General features: G+C 45.5%; 13 protein-coding genes and 1 pseudogene. 6 read left to right on the top strand and 8 right to left on the bottom strand.

Annotated elements, in window-relative coordinates; genetic code table 11:
- Nucleotides 1–939 carry an ABC transporter permease gene (locus DMI82_RS09885; protein WP_015526649.1) on the bottom strand — a complete coding sequence of 313 codons (939 nt, stop codon included), beginning with the start codon at nt 937–939 and terminating at the stop codon, nt 1–3.
- A gap of 297 nt (nt 940–1236) precedes the next feature.
- On the opposite strand from DMI82_RS09885, the gene DMI82_RS09880 reads away from it, so the two are divergent.
- The gene (locus DMI82_RS09880) at nt 1237–2265 is read left to right on the top strand and encodes a LacI family DNA-binding transcriptional regulator (RefSeq protein ID WP_059086410.1); all 1029 of its coding nucleotides are present in this window, start codon (nt 1237–1239) and stop codon (nt 2263–2265) included.
- Between the two features lie 161 nt (nt 2266–2426).
- Nucleotides 2427–4262, top strand: a complete 1836-nt coding sequence (locus tag DMI82_RS09875; RefSeq protein WP_193599933.1) for an amylosucrase — start codon at nt 2427–2429, stop codon at nt 4260–4262.
- A 101-nt stretch (nt 4263–4363) separates the two neighbouring features.
- On the opposite strand, the pseudogene DMI82_RS09870 reads toward DMI82_RS09875, so the two are convergent.
- Nucleotides 4364–5518: pseudogene (locus tag DMI82_RS09870) on the bottom strand (FprA family A-type flavoprotein); the annotation flags it as partial.
- Between the two features lie 238 nt (nt 5519–5756).
- Here DMI82_RS09870 and DMI82_RS09865 point away from each other — a divergent pair.
- Both DMI82_RS09865 and sstT read left to right on the top strand, forming a co-directional pair.
- Nucleotides 5757–7112 carry an MATE family efflux transporter gene (locus DMI82_RS09865; RefSeq protein ID WP_021652900.1) on the top strand — a complete coding sequence of 452 codons (1356 nt, stop codon included), beginning with the start codon at nt 5757–5759 and terminating at the stop codon, nt 7110–7112.
- Between the two features lie 233 nt (nt 7113–7345).
- Nucleotides 7346–8554, top strand: coding sequence for a serine/threonine transporter SstT (gene sstT / locus DMI82_RS09860; protein WP_110103176.1), 1209 nt, complete (start codon nt 7346–7348; stop codon nt 8552–8554).
- Nucleotides 8555–8718: 164 nt separating this feature from the next.
- Here the strand turns inward: sstT and DMI82_RS09855 are convergent, their stop codons facing one another.
- Nucleotides 8719–9348, bottom strand: coding sequence for a metal-dependent hydrolase (locus tag DMI82_RS09855; protein ID WP_092071602.1), 630 nt, complete (start codon nt 9346–9348; stop codon nt 8719–8721).
- A gap of 276 nt (nt 9349–9624) precedes the next feature.
- Entirely contained in the window at nt 9625–11133 is a 1509-nt protein-coding gene (gene malQ, locus DMI82_RS09850; protein ID WP_015526658.1) for a 4-alpha-glucanotransferase, read from the bottom strand.
- Between the two features lie 393 nt (nt 11134–11526).
- On the opposite strand from malQ, the gene DMI82_RS09840 reads away from it, so the two are divergent.
- The gene (locus DMI82_RS09840; RefSeq protein ID WP_110103174.1) at nt 11527–12546 is read left to right on the top strand and encodes a LacI family DNA-binding transcriptional regulator; all 1020 of its coding nucleotides are present in this window, start codon (nt 11527–11529) and stop codon (nt 12544–12546) included.
- Between the two features lie 118 nt (nt 12547–12664).
- Here DMI82_RS09840 and DMI82_RS09835 read toward each other — a convergent pair whose 3' ends face one another.
- The 4 genes from DMI82_RS09835 to DMI82_RS09820 form a co-directional block, all read right to left on the bottom strand.
- Nucleotides 12665–13147: a GNAT family N-acetyltransferase gene (locus tag DMI82_RS09835; RefSeq protein WP_110103173.1), complete on the bottom strand. Its 483-nt coding sequence runs from the start codon at nt 13145–13147 to the stop codon at nt 12665–12667.
- Between the two features lie 108 nt (nt 13148–13255).
- Nucleotides 13256–14323, bottom strand: a complete 1068-nt coding sequence (locus DMI82_RS09830) for a U32 family peptidase (protein WP_330409236.1) — start codon at nt 14321–14323, stop codon at nt 13256–13258.
- 23 nt (nt 14324–14346) lie between these two features.
- Nucleotides 14347–15741 carry a hypothetical protein gene (locus DMI82_RS09825; protein ID WP_015526663.1) on the bottom strand — a complete coding sequence of 465 codons (1395 nt, stop codon included), beginning with the start codon at nt 15739–15741 and terminating at the stop codon, nt 14347–14349.
- 74 nt (nt 15742–15815) lie between these two features.
- Nucleotides 15816–16691, bottom strand: coding sequence for an FKBP-type peptidyl-prolyl cis-trans isomerase (locus DMI82_RS09820; RefSeq protein WP_015526664.1), 876 nt, complete (start codon nt 16689–16691; stop codon nt 15816–15818).
- Between the two features lie 171 nt (nt 16692–16862).
- Here DMI82_RS09820 and DMI82_RS09815 point away from each other — a divergent pair, with 171 nt between their 5' ends.
- Nucleotides 16863–17636, top strand: coding sequence for an alpha/beta hydrolase (locus DMI82_RS09815; RefSeq protein ID WP_015526665.1), 774 nt, complete (start codon nt 16863–16865; stop codon nt 17634–17636).
- Nucleotides 17637–17641 lie beyond the last annotated feature (5 nt).

The following is a 17641-nucleotide window of genomic DNA, read 5'->3' as shown; positions in this document are numbered from 1 at the left end:
CTATAATCCCTCTCCGTCATTCAGTTTCTTGACTACCCAGTTTACAAAGATCAAAAGAATTACATTGATCACTGAATTAAACAGCCCCACTGCTGTAGAATATCCATAGTCTCCATTCAGAAGACCGATTCTGTATACATAAGTAGAAAGAATCTCAGATGCAGGAAGGTTCATATCTGTCTGCAGTGCATATGCTTTTTCAAAACCAATGCTCATAATATTTCCGGCCTGAAGGATAAACTGGATCACAATGATGTTTTTAATAGCCGGAAGCTGTACATACCAGATCTGCTGCAGGATATTTGCACCATCCACCACTGCTGCCTCTTCCAGATCCTTACTTGCATTGGCAAGTGCTGCAGTATACATAATGGATGCCCATCCGGCTGTCTGCCAGATTCCGCTGGCTATGTAAATGGTACGAAATGCTGCCGGCATAGTCATCCAGTTGGCATCGGAACCGATCAGTTTATTCAGCGGACCTACCGGTGAAAGAAACATACGAACCATACCGCAGAGTACGATAACGGAAATAAAATTCGGCGCATAGATCAGAAGCTGAATTTTTTTCCTGATCCCAGCTCTCCGGATCTGATTCAGAAGAAGTGCCAGGATGATCGGAATCGGAAATCCCCACAGTAGTCCGTAAATACTCAGTTTCAGAGTGTTCACAAGATAATTCATAAAATCCGGTGATGCCAGAAATCTCCGGAAGTATTCCAGTCCTACCCATTTGCTTCCAAATACACCATCAATGACATTGTAGTCCTCAAAAGCGATCAGTACGCCACCCATGGGCACGTATTTGAAGATGATCGTCAGAAGAAGTGCAGGCAGCAGAAAAAACACATACAGCTGCCAGTTCTTTTTCACATACTGAAGCTTTTCTGCAGCAGTTCTTTTTCCTGCCGGAACAGCTTTCGCAGAACCTTTTTTCATTCTCTTTTCCTCCCTTTTTTGTTCTTTCGTTCTTGTTTAGTAACCGGTAAAGTAACCGGTTACTTTATAATTTGATACTACTATATGACATAGCTTCTGTCAACCTTTTTTGTTAATTTATTCAAGAAAAGTTACCGGTAACTTAACTGGTTATTTTTTTATTGCTATTTAACGTCTGTATTGTTATACTTAATTACATCAATCCAATTATCTTGTACGGTCTGCAGATTTCTCTTATATGATCACATCTGCATTCCGTACCATAACTTTCTGCTGTTAAAAGGAGACTATTTTTTTATGGCTAAAAAACAGGTAACATTTGCCGATATTGCAGAATACACTGGTTTTTCCAAGACTACGATCTCCAGATATTTCAATCATCCGGATTCTCTGACCCTGGAAAATCAGGAAAAGATCGCAAAAGCCCTTGATGAGCTCGGCTACAGAAAAAACAAGCTTGCCAGGGTTCTTGCCAATGGAAAAAGCGAATTTGTAGGGATCATTGTCCCGAACCTTTATCTTCATTATTATTCCGAAATGCTGACACAGCTTCTTCGAAGTTACTCCGATTATCATTACAAATTTCTGGTTTTTGTCAGTGATGGCGGCCCGGAGAAAGAAATGCAGTATCTGGACGAGCTGATGGCTTATAAGATTGAAGGACTTATTGTTCTCAGCCATACTCTTTCCTCTGAAAAACTGGCTTCCTATAATATTCCTGTGATCGCCATTGAACGTGAAGCAGAACATATATGCAGCGTTACAACAGACAATTACATGGGCGGCATGCAGGCTACTTCTCTGCTGATACGTAATCAGTGTGATGTACTGATCCACATCAATGTCCATGTACCTGAGAATATTCCGGCTTATGACCGTATCCGTGCCTTTGAGGAAACATGCCGGGAATATCATGTTCCTTATGAACTGAACCTTAATGTTTCCGGTGATTCCTATCAGGAGCTTTTTGAACAGATGCGTGTGATCTTTCAGGATATTGACAGTAAATATTCCGGTCAGAAAAAAGGCATATTTTTATCCAATGATACTTACGCAAATATATTTCTCAATCTGATCTTCCAGAAATACAACTGTCTGCCGGATGAATATCAGATCATCGGATTCGATAATTCACCCATTGCTGCGGAGTCCATCATTCCGATCACTACTATTGGACAGCAGATTGATGTGATCGCACAGACTACCATGGAACTGCTTGTGGAACAGATGAACGAAATGAAGAAAAGAAAACCGGCACCGCTTCAAAAACCGATCCACAAAAAGATCACTCCGGTTCTGATACGACGACAGACAACCGGAGACTGAAAATACTTACAACATTTTTCCATATTCCATAACAACCCGTATATTCATGTACCGGAAACTTCATGCTATAATTCTGTGGAAAAATGTCAGATAACCATTACCGCCGGGAAATATTTGACAGGTTTCCCGACATCTATAAATATCTATTCAGGGAGGAAATCATGAAAAAAGATCAGGAAATTTTTCAGGAACGTTTAAACCATCATCACGACGAGCTTCGCTGGCTGTACACAGAGCTTTATCACAATGACGATATGTTTGCAGAGCTCTGCGACCAGATGTACCAGTATTTTACAGCACGCCGCCGCGCGCTCAAAAACCGTGACCTGGAAAGAGAAAAAAATCCGGACTGGTTCCGCCAGAAGGATATGCTTGGCATGATGCTCTATATTGACAATTTTGCCGGCAACATCAAGGGAGTTTCTGCCAAGCTTCCATATCTTAAGGAATGCAACGTGAACTGCCTGCATCTGATGCCGTTTCTGGACACTCCGAAGGGCCGTTCCGACGGTGGTTACGCAGTAGCCGACTTCCGCAAAGTCCGCCCGGACCTTGGTTCCATGAAGGACCTGGCTGCCCTTGCAGATAAATGCCACAAAAACGGAATGAACCTGTGTATGGATTTTGTTATGAACCACACTTCCGAGGATCATGAGTGGGCAAAAAAAGCACGCCAGGGTGACGGCGAATATATGAGCCGTTACTTCTTCTACAACAACCGTGAGATCCCGGACGAGTACGAAAAGACCGTACCTCAGGTATTCCCGACCACTGCTCCGGGGAACTTTACCTGGCTTCCGGATATCGGTCACTATGTCATGACTACCTTTTATCCGTACCAGTGGGATCTGAACTACGGCAATCCCCGTGTTTTCAATGAGATGATGTACAACTTCCTCTTCCTTGCAAACCAGGGAATGGACGTGATCCGTATCGATGCGGTTCCGTATATCTGGAAGGAACTGGGAACTCCTTGCCGTAACCTGAAGCAGGTGCATACGATCGTTCGTATGATGCGTATGATCGCCGAGATCGTCTGCCCAAGTGTCGTACTTCTGGGTGAGGTCGTTATGGAGCCGGAGAAGGTTGTTCCCTATTTCGGAACCGTAGAGAAACCGGAATGCCATATGCTTTACAATGTAACAACCATGGCTACAACCTGGAACAGCATTGCCACTCGTGATATCCGCCTTCTGAAAAAACAGATGGATATTGTAAACAGCCTTCCGAAGCAGTACACCTTCCTGAATTATCTCCGCTGCCATGACGATATCGGCTGGGGACTTGATTTCGCCACCCTGAAAGAATGGGGCATGGATGAGCCATCCCATAAGCGTTACCTGAATAATTTCTTTACAGGAAAGCATCCGGGAAGCGACAGCCGCGGAGAGCTCTATAATGATGACCCGGTAACTCAGGATGCTCGTTTCTGTGGAACTACTGCTTCCATGTGCGGGATCGAGGCTGCTCTTTTTGAAAAAGATGACGAGAAGCTGAAAAGAGGTATCCGCGAGGATCTGATGCTTCACGCATATATGCTTACCCAGTCCGGAATCCCGATGCTTTACAGCTCCGATGAAATCGGACGTCTCAATGATTATTCCTATAAAGAGGATCCGGATAAGGCTGCAGATTCCCGCTATATCCACCGTGGTGCTTTCCAGTGGGAGCTTGCCGAAAAAAGAAACTCCAAATCCTCCGTTGAGGGACAGATCTTCCAGACTCTTAGCCGCATGGAGCAGATCCGCAGCCAGGAATCTGTTTTTGATAAGGACTGTGATGTATATACATACGATGTTCATGATGACAGCATTCTCTGCATCCTTCGCCAGAAAGGAAACGAACGTTTCATCGGAATCTTCAATTTCAGTGACAGTGAAAAAACTGCCTGGATGCAGGAGGAAGGAACCTTCCGCGATCTGATCACTGACCAGACACTGGAGCTTAAGGACGTGGAGCTTCCGGCTTATGGATTTATGTGGTGTAAGAGGATGTAACTGTTACTTGGTAAATAAAAAAGACGTGGCCTTACGGATCCACGTCTTTTTATTATGTTATATCTTTATTTTTTATAAGCTGTTCTGGTATTCAGAAATTACTTGCAGAGCTCCTCTGCCATTGCATCGATCTCTGCCGCATTCTCATCACTGAGGGAAGACATGATCTTTACATTGTTCTCAAGCCATGTGATATTTTTACTCTTCTCGAACATTCCTTTCATGACTTTAGCTGCAGTCGGTGCCCAGCTTCCGTTCTCAATGAGGCCGATGGTGCGGTTCTGGTAATTACGCTCTGTCAGGTTCTCGATGAATGTACGCATAAACGGGAATGCTTCTCCGTTGTATGTAATGCTGGCCAGTACCAGCTTGCCGTAGCGGAAAGCGTCCTCCACTGCCTCTGCCATGTCTTCTCTTGCAAGATCGCAGACAACAACCTTCGGGCAGCCCTTTTCCTCCAGCTTCTGTGCAAGAAGCTCTGCTGCTTTCTTTGTATGTCCGTATACAGATGTGTAGGCGATCATTACTCCTTCACTCTCTACTTTATAAGAAGACCAGATATCATATTTCTCCAGATAATGTCCAAGATTCTCGGTAAGGACCGGTCCGTGGAGCGGGCAGATGGTCTGGATATCAAGAGTTGCTGCTACCTTGAGAAGCTTCTGTACCTGCGGACCGTATTTTCCGACGATTCCGATATAGTAGCGACGTGCTTCGCAGTCCCAGTCCTCTTCTACATCAAGAGCTCCGAATTTGCCAAAGCCGTCTGCGGAAAACAGAACTTTGTCTGTGCTGTCATATGTAACCATAACCTCCGGCCAGTGAACCATCGGTGCAAATACGAAGGTAAGGACGTGTTTTCCAAGTGTCAGGGTGTCACCGTTGGCTACAATATGTTTCTTTCCTTCCAGATCCATTCCACGGAAGAAATTCTCCATCATGGTAAAGGTCTTTGTGTTGGCAACAACAGTTGTATCCGGGTATGCTTTCATGAAATTCTCAATATTTGCTGCATGGTCCGGCTCCATATGCTGGACTACAAGATAATCCGGTTTCGCACCATCCAGAACCTCTGCAACTTTTCCCAGCCACTCTTCTGTGAAGCCGGCATCTACAGTGTCCATAACTGCGATCTTCTCATCTTTGATCACATAGGAGTTGTAGGACATTCCGTTTGGCACTACATACTGTCCCTCAAACAGGTCTACCTGATGATCGTTTACTCCTACATAATAAATATCATTTCCGATTTTCATTGTATTGAGTTCCTCCTTAGTCTGCTGTATTTTATATTTCCAATATTTCTGAAAATACTTTCTTATTGCTCTCATTTATTATATCATTGTTCGTACTGAAATCAATGTAGAATCTATAAATAAAAACAAACCTCTGCGCCTGGTAAAAGAGCTATTTTCCCCTCTTTACAAACCTATTCCAACATAGTATTGTATACCTTGGATGAAGGAATTTTTTATAATTTTTATGAGGTAAACTATGTGTGAAAATGAAAAAAAGAAAACGTCTTCCATTGAGATGACCTCCGGCTCTCTCTGGAAAAATATCCTCCTCTTTAGCCTTCCCCTGATGGGGTCCCAGGTGTTGGAGGTTCTTTTTAATTTAAGTGATGTTGCGGTTGTGGGGCGATTTGCAGATTACATGGCACTTGGAGCTGTGGGTTCCACAACTCTGCTGGTCACTTTATTTACCGGAATCCTGATCGGCATGGGCGCCGGAGTCAATGTTCGTGTAGCACACGAACTTGGTGCCGAAAACAGAAAAGGTACCGAAGAAACGATCCATACATCTCTTCTTCTCTGTGCCATCGCAGGACTTCTGGTCTGTGTCGTCTGTCTTCTGTTTTCCGGACAGATGCTGTCCATGATGAATACGAAACCGGAGCTGATGGACCAGGCTGTTTTATATATGAAGATTTATGCTCTGGGTATGCCGGCCATGGCTGTATACAATTTCGGTAATGGCGTATTAAGTGCCCGCGGCGATACGAAGCGACCGCTGATCTATCTTTCCATTGCCGGAGTGATCAACGTTCTTCTGAATCTGTTTTTCGTTATCGTCTGTCATATGGCCGCCGCAGGTGTGGCAACTGCCAGCGCGATCGCACTGTATATCTCCGCAGCGCTGGTAATGATCCACCTCCTTCGGAGAAAAGACGAATGCAGGGTATCCCTGCGTAAGCTCCGTCTTCACCCGAAGGCCTGTAAAGCAGTACTGCTTCTTGGTATTCCCACAGGTCTGCAGAACGGGATTTTTGCCATCGCAAATCTGTTCGTACAGACCGGTGTCAACTCCTTCGATGCAGTCACGGTTTCCGGAAATGCCGCTGCCGCAAATGCAGACTCTCTGATCTACAACGTCATGTTTGCTTTCTATACTGCATGCGCGAGCTTCATCGGTCAGAACTGGGGTGCCGGAAATAAAAAACGTATGCTGAAGACTTATGGGATCAGCCTTACCTATGCCTTCATCGCAGGTGCGATCCTTGGTGGACTGCTTCTTGTTTTCGGTCCGCAGTTTCTGTCACTGTTTGCCACAGAACCGGCAGTCATCGATGCCGGCATGGAGAGGATCCGGATCATGGGCTTCAGCTATGCCTTCAGCTGTTTTATGGATTGCAGTATCGCCGCTTCCCGTGGCATCGGAAAAAGTATCCCACCGACCATCATCATCATTCTGGGATCCTGTGTATTCCGTGTCATCTGGTTCTATACGGTGTTTGCACACTTCCAGACCATTTCCTCACTTTATCTCCTGTATATTTTCTCATGGGGAATTACAGGCTTTGCGGAGGTTCTGTTCTTTGCTGTAAGCTTCCGGAAAATTCGGACCTGATACTTCAAATATATAGCGCCAGACGAAGCATTGATCTGGCGCTTTTTATATCTTTCTCGCGTTTTATGTACATTTGTCTTTACAAGGCGGACATAATTGTATATAATTATCCTGTTGTGCTTTTACGCGATGCAGTAATACCACTTAGAACGATCCGCCCTTTACACTGGATCGTTGCTTTGCGGCTCAGCATTTTTTAGCACACTCACACAATAGGAAAGAGGAAACTAGTTATGAAAAAACTGATTCAAAAATGGAACAGCATCAACCTGATCAAGCGTATCATCTGTGGTCTGATCGTTGGTATCATTCTCGGACTTGCGATCCCTCAGGCATCTGTGATCTCCATTCTCGGTGATCTGTTCGTCGGTGCTCTTCGTGGAATTGCTCCGCTTCTGGTGTTCTTCCTGGTAATGAGCTCTCTGTGCCACATGGGAAAAGGCCAGAAAACAAACATGAAATTCGTTGTTGTACTTTATCTTCTGGGAAATATACTCTCAGCACTGGCAGCTGTGATCTCCAGCCGCCTGTTCCCGATCATGCTGACTTTTTCCGAAAGTACAAATACTTCCGACGTCACTCCGCCAAGCGGTGTTGCAGAGGTCCTCAAAAACCTTCTGATGAACATTGTTTCCAACCCGGTTGACGCACTTGTCAACGCCAACTATATCGGTATCCTTGCATGGGCCATCATCTTCGGTATCGCACTGAAGGCCGCAAGTGAAACTACCAAGACTGTCATCGAAAACATTTCCGATGCAACCTCCACAGCCGTAAGATGGATCATCAGCCTTGCTCCATTTGGTATCATGGGCCTGATCTTCACAACCATCTCCGAGCAGGGGCTTGGCGTACTGTTAAGCTATGGCCGTCTGATCTGTATACTGGTGGGAACCATGCTCTTTGTTGCACTGGTGATCAACCCGATCATTACTTTCATCTGCACACGCCAGAATCCGTATCCGCTGGTTCTGCGCTGCCTGAAGGACAGTGGTATCACAGCCTTCTTTACAAGAAGCTCTGCCGCCAACATTCCGGTAAACATGGAGCTGTGCAAGGATCTCGGACTTGATGAGGATACCTACTCCATCTCCATCCCTCTTGGTGCGACCATCAACATGGGTGGTGCAGCGATCACCATTTCCATCATGGCTCTGGCAGCTGCACATACACTCGGTATCAGCGTAGACTTCCCGACCGCTCTGATCCTCTGCATCCTGGCTGCTGCAAGCGCGGCTGGTGCTTCCGGAGTTGCCGGCGGTTCTCTTCTTCTGATCCCGATGGCCTGCAGCCTTTTCGGAATCCCCAATGATGTTGCCATGCAGGTAGTTGGTGTCGGTTTCATCGTAGGCGTGATCCAGGATTCCTGTGAGACAGCACTGAACTCTTCCACAGACGTACTTTACACAGCATGCGCCTGCAGGATCAGAAAGAATAAATGATCACACTTATAAACCGTCAGGCGGATATTCGTAATTGAAACAGGGAACTCCCTTGATTCGGTTAAAAAGAGCAGATCTTCCGTATTTGGAAAATCTGCTCCTTTTTTGGCTTAACAATATCTGCCCCATATAAAATTATCCGTAATCGGTAAATAAAACATCCTCTACATTCGAAAAAGCTTCCAGTTCTCTCCCATCTGCACAGCCAGATATACGATCTCAAAGATCACAGCTACAGATCCAAGCTTAAAAAGCAGGGAATCCACAAAGCCTCCTGCCTTACAGAAATCCAGCGCAATGCCGCCCGGCAGCGGATACAGGATCCGTACCCGTTTCCGGTTAAAGCAGTCCAGCACCAGATGTGATGCGAATCCAACCACAAAATAAAGGACCAGCTTCACGGACACCATGGATATGGCTGCACTTAAAATGGCCATAGCCATGATCGAATGCATAAATGACCGGTGCGGCTGATTTTTTCCAAAGGCGCAGACTGCAATAAAAATAATAACTCCCATGGCAACCGGCGCCATAGACTGGTTATTGCGGATCTTTTCCCAGATAGAAAAATCATAAAAATAATTCAATGCGATCTCTGCTGCCACAAGCAGTACCGCGATCAGTGTGATCCGGTCCGCATCCTTATGGGATTTGGAGGTTCCTACATCAATGTCGCTGATCAATGCTCCAAGCATTCCTGTTCCTGCCGCAAGTACCAGACCGGAAACCGTAGAGGGCTGTGTAACTGCCAGCACTGTTCCGAGTCCGACTGCCGCGTGTGTTTTTCCTGTCATAATTCTCCCCTTATTGTAAAAAATCTTCCGTTATTCAGGATTATCCACTGCTACAGATCAGACACTCTCTTCTGATCTTCTGCATATATAAATGTATCACTTTATCATTTACCGCAGATCTAAAAATACAATAAGGCAGCTGTCAGCCTTACCTTTTACTGACAGCTGCCTCCACGAAACAGCATTATATCACATAAAAAATTACGATTCTATCTAAAATCTTTCTACTTTCTTTCACGTCCCGTTTAAATGGAATATGTCTCTTGGATCTCTCTTTTAATCAGACCAGTTCATACGTCCGTAGCGAAGTGCAATACCTTGGATCTCTTTCTGAAGCTTCACAGTCAGCTCCCTTTTGCGGATCCTCCACTTCCAGTTCTTTCCTACTGTGGAAGGCTGGTTCATTCTGCAGCTGTTATCCAGGCCCATATAATCCTGCATAGGGATCACACAGAGCTTTGCACTGCTTCTCATAACCAGGCTGATAAAGCATTTATGCAGCTCTTTATCCGGTGTATAGTTATCACAGAGATAATCCCTGGCAAGCTTACGCTCTTTTGCCATAATGCTCTTCCACCATCCGGCGATGGTCTCATTATCATGGGTTCCTGTGTATGCCACACTGTTCTCCGGATAGTTGTGTGGAAGATAATCATTGGCACAGCCGGAATCTCTGGAATCAAACGCAAACTCCAGGACCTTCATTCCCGGGAATCCACTGTCATGGACAAGCTGACGCACAGAATCTGTCACATAGCCAAGATCCTCCGCAATGACCTGCTTCCAGCCAAGGGCCTGCTCCACTTTACGGAACAGATCGATCCCGGGACCTTTTTCCCAGTGACCGCCAATGGCATTTTCTGCACCGTACGGAATGGAAAAATACTCGTCAAAGCCACGGAAATGATCGATCCTTACCACGTCATAAAGGCGGAATACATAGCTCAGTCTGGAGATCCACCACTGATATCCTGTATTTCTGTGGTAATCCCAGCGGTACAATGGATTTCCCCAGAGCTGTCCTGTTGCGGAAAATCCGTCCGGCGGACATCCGGCTACAGCCACCGGCACATTCTCCTCATCCAGCTGGAAAAGCTCCGGATGAGCCCAGGTATCTGCACTGTCCATAGCTACATAGATCGGGATATCTCCGATGATCTGGATACCTTTTTCGTTGGCATATTTTTTCAGTTTCATCCACTGTTCATAGAATTTGAACTGCATATACTGCTGGAATTCAATATCAAAATATAATTCTCTGCGATAGTAATCCATGGCATTTGCCCAGCGAAGGCGGATATCCTCTGCCCATTTTGTCCACTCAACACCGCCGAACTGATCCTTTACTGCCATAAAAAGTGCATAGTCGGAAAGCCACCAGCTGTTTTCTGCAACAAATTTCTGATAATCCGGATTCTCGCTGATGTTGCTGTTTTCGTAAGCTTTGCGGAGAAGCTTATAACGGCCTTTGTAGATTTTTTCATAGTCTACGCTGTCTGCTCTTCTTCCCCAGCTGACCTTATCACAGTCCTCCTTTGTAAGGACGCCTTCCTCCACCAGTGCCTTCAGGCTGATAAAATACGGATTTCCCGCAAAAGTGGAGAAGGACTGGTACGGAGAATCTCCGTAACTGGTAGGTCCCAGCGGGAGGATCTGCCAGTAGCTCTGTCCCGCTTCCTTCAGCCAGTCCACAAAATCATAGGCACTCTTTGAAAAACATCCGATGCCGTACTCTGACGGCAGGCTTGTGATCGGCATCAGAATGCCGGCTGCTCTTTTATCCATATCTTTTCTCTCCTTATGTTGAGCCCTGCATCTCAGAGCATCTTATCTATTATCCTCTCACGGATGCATATTCATATAATCTACGCAACCGTTTGCGTAAATTATACGTCCATTTTGCATGAAGTGCAATGCGTTTTTGTCTTTTCTACCTTTCTTACAATTTTTACATCCTGATTTTGTGCAGTTTTTCATTATGTCAAACAGAATCTGTCTGCATCTCACTACCTGATTTTCTGTGCATCTGTTTTTACGCAATTTCATGCAATTTTCCGTGCAATATGTTTGACAGTATCCTTGTTATGAACTACAATATCTCTATCAGACTGAGATAAAAAAGCCGGATCAGAGGCATACTTCCGCTTTGATCCGGCATATCCGTGAGGAGGCAAATTTATGGCAGTAACCATCAAAGATGTGGCAGCTCTGGCCGGGGTGTCCCCGTCCACCGTTTCCAGAACCTGCAAAAATAATCCATCTATCAGTGAAGAAACCAAGGAACGTGTACGCAGAGCCATGGCGGAGCTTGGCTATGAGCCGAATTTTCAGGCCAGTAACCTGGCAGCACAGATTTCCCGCTCCATCGGTATCATCCTGCCTCCGTCCCCAAAGGAGACATACGAGAATTCCTTTTACCTTGAGACGATCCGGGGGATCAGCCACTACTGTAACGCACATCAGTATATCAGCACCATTGTTACCGGTCAGAATGAAGAAGAGATCCTTAACGCAGTACGTTCCATGTCCAGAAGCGGTAAGGTTGACGGATTTATTGTTCTTTATTCCCGTGTGAATGATCCTGTTATTGATTTTCTTTTCAGTGAAGGACTTCTCTATATCCTGATCGGAAAACCGGCACAATACACCAATCATACGATCTATATCGATAATGACAACCTTCTGGCCGGACAGGAGGCAACGGAGTATCTTTATGCTCTGGGACACCGGAAGATCGCTTATCTGGGTGTAGATAATTCCCTGGTCTTTTCCGCAGACCGCAAAACCGGCTACATGACTGCGCTGATCAGCCACGGATTAACCGTACAGCCCGAATACTGTATAGAGGTTCCTGCCGCTTCCCAGAATGAGTTTCAGGAGCTTCGAAAGCTGCTTTTAAGTGAGGAGCGCCCTACAGCTGTGCTTGTCAGTGATGATATTCTGGCGCTTTCCCTGGAGCGGATCTGTATAGAAGCAGATATCTCCATACCGGAGGATCTGTCCATTCTTTCCTTTAACAACTCACTTTTTGCCAGACTGACTTCGCCTCAGCTGACCTCCATTGATATTAACTCCGGGCAGCTTGGAATGGAAGCAGCCACGCAGATGATCAGTCATATCGAAAATCCGAGCCTTCCGGCCACAAAGATCATTGTACCTCACCAACTGATCGAAAGGGACAGCTGCCGGAGGATCTGATCTGCTTTCAAACAAAAAACAGGTATCTTCTCTGCTGACTGTGTATTGACCACCACTTATCGATCTGACATTGGTGGTCGATCTACCGCCCGGCAAAAAGATACCTGTTTTTCATTTTTTATAATGCTTTCTCATAACACCAGTACATATGTCCCCAGAGTTCACACTCTCCCACGTTCTCAAAATTCAGCTTATCATAAGAACGGAGTGCTTTTACATTGTCCTTCGCAACAAGAAGATGTACAGCTTTATAGCCCCGATTCTTCAGTTCTTCCATCACACCCTTAAGAAGTTTCCCGGCAATCCCCTGATTCTGAAATTCCTGACATACTCCCACCCGGGAGACCTCCGCTGACGGCACCATGGTTTCTGACCAGCATGTGAGACATTCCACATTTGGATCATCATCAATGGAGATCACACCTGCGATATTTCCCGTATCGTCCCGCATACAGAACAGCGCATCTCTGGAAAGATCAAATTCCACTTCTTTTTCTGAAGGATACTCCTCTGTCCACACACAATAGGGCGTCCCCAGCAGCGAACGGTACAGCTTCAGAACTGTATCTGCTTCTTCTCTTTTTACACGCTCGAAATTCATTTTATATCCTTTCTCCTCACACTATCTTAGCAATTTGATATTTCCAGGATTTCTCCTGAAAGTATATTCTGCCCAGATCCCGGTTTTGTGAATATTTATATTCTTCCATCAATAATAACACTTTTCACTGCACCCATGTGGAAACAATATTCTCTTTATCATACATTGAAACGCTGTTTCATTTTCTGCAGCGTCCAGGATTTCCAACGCTTTTCGCAAATTCCGGATATCTTTTTCCATGTGATCCACATAGTTTCCCCGGCCAACCAGCTTCAGATGCGTGATCCCTGCCTGCTTCAGCTGATACAGTGCACACAGTCCACAGCCTGTCTCACCACAAAGATATCCGGATTCATCATATGCTTTCAGATCCGGTTCCTGATCCCACGCCTGCTCCTGAAGAGCCATTATTTTTTCCGGAACAGCATCACCATTCCGTACAGTTCCAAGCCAATAGGACACCCTGCAAAGATATCCCATCTCATCACAGTGAAGAGAATTACAGAATGCTCCCGTAAACTGGCACATTTCATTCAGCACAAAGGCCTCGAACTCCATTCCCGCCTCCGGTCGGATCCCGGCCTGTTTTTCCACTTCTCTCTGAGATGCAATAACAGACTGCATATCCCGGAACGTGTTTTTCCGATGAAAGATCAATCTCTTCAGAGGAAAGCGCCGGAACATCTTCAGCATTTCGCTGTTCACTTCCCCTGTCTCTCCGCTGAGATGGATCTCACAGGAAATCCCCCTGTTTTTCAGATAAACAAGAAGCGCCGGATCTGCAATGATATAGCTTCGAAATCCAATTCCCATGCACTTTTCTATGATATCTCCGATCTCCGGATACTGTTCCGGAAGATAATACAGGGAATTGAAGGTGAGATGCACCGGCTTTTTATATTTTTTTACCATCCGGGAAAGAATTTCCAGCTCACTGTATGCTCCAAGCTGAACATTACAACAGAGAACCTCCCTGCGATTTAACGGCATTACTGTGCCATATTTTTCCGCCCAGGAAAATGGTACATAGCCACAGAAAAATTCATCTGCTCCTGCCTGCACAAAACGTTCATATTCATCTATGGAGCCTAACCCGGCTGTTATTTTCATACTGTTATCCATGTCCTGTTCCTTTTTCTGCAATGTATTCTTGTCAAACAGATATTCGTGCTCCACCTTCACAGCCTGCTCATCACCTGTCATATATTAACAACAATGCGATCCGGCTTTGTGCCTTTTATATTTTTCCACATTTCAGGTATCTCCGGAAATGTTTTATCCACACCGAACAGGGAATTATACCTCCCTGCCATGTGTAAATGTTCCGGATAAAGAAGTGTGTATTTTTCACAAAATTTCGGACAGTGCTCCGCAAGCTGCTGTGTACCACGATCCCCAGTGGTGCACAAAGCATACAATGGACAATACTGCGAAGTGTTTGTCTGATAAAAAGGCAGATGCAGACTGTTTTTTCCCGGGGGAAGCTCCTGTGGATATCCACAGGACTCCCACTCGTATCTGTGGATATGAAATTCTTCAGCCAGAAAATCCCGATAAAACCCCGCATTCAGGCTGTTTTGCTGAAATAATAAGGTATCACCGGATTTATATTTCATTCGCGGATCCTTTTTTCGTTTATTAAGCAATGTGCCCAGAACAGGATGCAGGCGGGATGTTTTTCCACAGAGCATTTCCACCATGGCCCAGTCATTGACTACGATTTCCACATTCACCCCATGAATACAGCACCAGTTATCCACCTTTTCCAGAAGCTTTCCCACAGACAAAAGCATAAATTCCCGGATATAAGAAAATACCAGTGTGATCTCCGATCCCTCCGAATACACTTTATCCATGATAGAAAAAAGCTGCTCTTCTATCGGAAACAAATTATGGCAGAACTGATTTCCAATATAAAATCTGTCCGGTATCCGGCCTGCAAAATAACTGTGAGTGAGATAATTCTTCTGCCAGTAAGACGCCAGAAAAGCCTGCAGCGGCTGGCACAGATATTCTTCATACAGGGAAGTGCAGTTTAATTCCAGGGCAAACTCTGCATTATCCAAAAGCCTTAATTCTTCTGCACCCATTGTATCCTGTGGATTTCCGGAAGCCTTTTCATTTTCTCTAAAAAACCACCGCTTCTTCTGTTCCTCCAGACTCCTGCAATGCATCTCATCCAGCTCCGCAGGATAACCGGTCAGTGATTTCGCCAGCTCTCCATCGTCTCCATCCAGCTTCAGACGGATATATCTGTTGTACTCTCCGGCCAGACGCCGAACCTCCTGTACATAATCCTTCTGTTCCACTCTCACAGAATATTCCCTGTAAAAATATTTTCCGGTTTTCTTTTCAACTGGCTGTTGATCCTGCAGGCATTGCTCCTCTGCTGCACTCATCCCAAACCTCCGGATCTCCACTCTCCTGTACCCGGCTTTTTTCATATCATAAAAACAGATCAGAAACTGCTCCGGTTCCGGGCATTCCTCTGCCAGCCGAAATCGAAATCCATCTTCACCCAGCTCTGTGATCCGGATTTCTTTGCTATCCATAAAACCGGACAGTAATCCAAATGGTATCATAGAGATCCTCATCAGGAAAGCTTCCTCCCTTCAGGCAAAAAAGGAGATGCCATATGCTCCCATACAGCACCTCCCACTGTTCCTTCTTATTTCACTTCTACTAATTCAATTCTGAAATTCAGCTCTTTACCTGCCATCTCATGATTAGCATCGAAAGTAATGGTTTTTTCATCTTTTGCGTTAACTTTAACCGGGAACGGCTGACCATACTGATTGGAGAGGTATACCTGCTGTCCTACAGTAAGATCCTCAGCACCCGGAAGCTGTTCGATCTCAAGTGTAAAAATCGCATCCGGATTCGGCATACCGTAAGCTTCCTCAGGCATCAGATGAACATCTACCACCTGGCCAACCTCCATGTTTGCAACTGCCGCATCAAAGCCTTTGATCATCTGTCCTGCTCCGCAGATGAATTCCAGTGGCTCGCCACGGTCATAGGAAGAATCGAACTGTGTTCCGTCATTAAAGGTTCCTCTGTAATGTGTACGGCAGGTTTTTCCGACATTAGGGCCTGTGATAGATGGCTGGGAACCACATCCTCCGCCACAGCCTCCGCAGGAATGTCCGTCTTCATGACCGCCGCAGGAGTGTCCATTCTCATGGCTTCCGCAGGAATGTCCATCCTCATGATGGTGATGATCACAATTCACACCTGTGGATACCAGCTCGCCCTTCAGATAAGCATCCACAGCTGTGTCTGCATCTCCCTGTGCTCCGGAACATAACTCAATGCCAGCCTCAGCAAGTGCACTCTGTGCTCCGCCGCCGATTCCTCCACAGATCAGAACGCTGATTCCCTGCTCTGCAAGAAGTCCTGCAAGTGCACCATGTCCGGTGCCATTGGAGCTGATCACTTCACTGGAAACAACCTTGTTATCTTCCACCTCATATACCTTGAAAAACTCCGTTTTTCCAAAGTGCTGAAAAATGTTTCCATTATCGTATGTTGCTGCAATTTTCATTTGTAAAACCCTCCATTAGTCAGATATGTATTATATTAGTATATCGTGCAGGCAGGATAAAAGCAAGGTTTAACTTCTCTCTGCCGGCTCTTGCTGTCATTCAATGAATCCAGTATAATAGAAGCATCTGTAAAAATAAAAGATTTTTTGAATAAGAAGGTTTGAACTAAAATGAAATCATACGAAGAATTACTTTCAGATATTGAAGAAGACATGGAACTCATGGGTTCCTCACACATTGTTTATTCCATGGAAGAGGACGACATTGTTACCGATTATGATTATCTTCCATCCGATTCCTGTACGATCTCCATTACCTTAAAGGAACTTCAGGAAAAGCTTCAGCTGCAGATGCTCTATGCAAAAGTTTCCGCTCATACAGCCGGAGCAGATAAAAATGCCCCGAAATTAGCAGTTGTTTTTCCGGGCATCGGATACACTGCCGACAAGCCGCTTCTGTACTATACCAGCCGCCTTGCCAGCAAACAAGGCTACCAGATCCGCACGGTATCCTATGACAACCTCCCGGAAAATGTCAAAGGAGATCCTGAAAAAATGAAACAGGCCTTTGACCTTGCCCTGGAACAAACAGAACGCTCCTTAGGCAGCATCGACTGGAATTCCTATGGCAACATTCTGTTTATTTCCAAAAGCATTGGTACAGTCATCTCCTCTGCCTATGCTTCCCGACACGATCTGACTGTAAAAAGCATCCTGTTCACGCCTCTTGCAGAGACCTTTTCCTTCCCTCTTGCCGGAAGCATCGCCTTCCACGGCACCGCAGATCCCTGGGCCGAAACCAATTCCATCCGAGAACTGGCAGCACAGAAAGATGTACCTCTCTTTCTCACCCAAAACGCCAACCATTCTCTGGAAACCGGTGATGTACTGACGGATATCTTTATTCTAAAAACCACAATGGAGCGGGTCCAGCGTTTTATTTAACGCCG

Origin of the sequence: Blautia sp. BCRC 81119, from assembly GCF_003184505.1 — a bacterium.
Taxonomy (GTDB): domain Bacteria; phylum Bacillota; class Clostridia; order Lachnospirales; family Lachnospiraceae; genus Blautia_A; species Blautia_A fusiformis.
This window is presented reverse-complemented; position numbering and strand designations above follow the sequence as displayed.

Coding starts and splice junctions, on each gene's coding strand:
- DMI82_RS09825 (WP_015526663.1), bottom strand. CDS start 15,741: ATGAGGATCTCTATGATACCATTTGGATTACTGTCCGGTTTTATGGAT.
- DMI82_RS09885 (WP_015526649.1), bottom strand. CDS start 939: ATGAAAAAAGGTTCTGCGAAAGCTGTTCCGGCAGGAAAAAGAACTGCT.
- malQ (WP_015526658.1), bottom strand. CDS start 11,133: ATGGATAAAAGAGCAGCCGGCATTCTGATGCCGATCACAAGCCTGCCG.
- DMI82_RS09840 (WP_110103174.1), top strand. CDS start 11,527: ATGGCAGTAACCATCAAAGATGTGGCAGCTCTGGCCGGGGTGTCCCCG.
- DMI82_RS09820 (WP_015526664.1), bottom strand. CDS start 16,691: ATGAAAATTGCAGCAACATACGATAATGGAAACATTTTTCAGCACTTT.
- DMI82_RS09855 (WP_092071602.1), bottom strand. CDS start 9,348: ATGACAGGAAAAACACACGCGGCAGTCGGACTCGGAACAGTGCTGGCA.
- DMI82_RS09880 (WP_059086410.1), top strand. CDS start 1,237: ATGGCTAAAAAACAGGTAACATTTGCCGATATTGCAGAATACACTGGT.
- DMI82_RS09875 (WP_193599933.1), top strand. CDS start 2,427: ATGAAAAAAGATCAGGAAATTTTTCAGGAACGTTTAAACCATCATCAC.
- DMI82_RS09835 (WP_110103173.1), bottom strand. CDS start 13,147: ATGAATTTCGAGCGTGTAAAAAGAGAAGAAGCAGATACAGTTCTGAAG.
- sstT (WP_110103176.1), top strand. CDS start 7,346: ATGAAAAAACTGATTCAAAAATGGAACAGCATCAACCTGATCAAGCGT.
- DMI82_RS09815 (WP_015526665.1), top strand. CDS start 16,863: ATGAAATCATACGAAGAATTACTTTCAGATATTGAAGAAGACATGGAA.
- DMI82_RS09865 (WP_021652900.1), top strand. CDS start 5,757: ATGTGTGAAAATGAAAAAAAGAAAACGTCTTCCATTGAGATGACCTCC.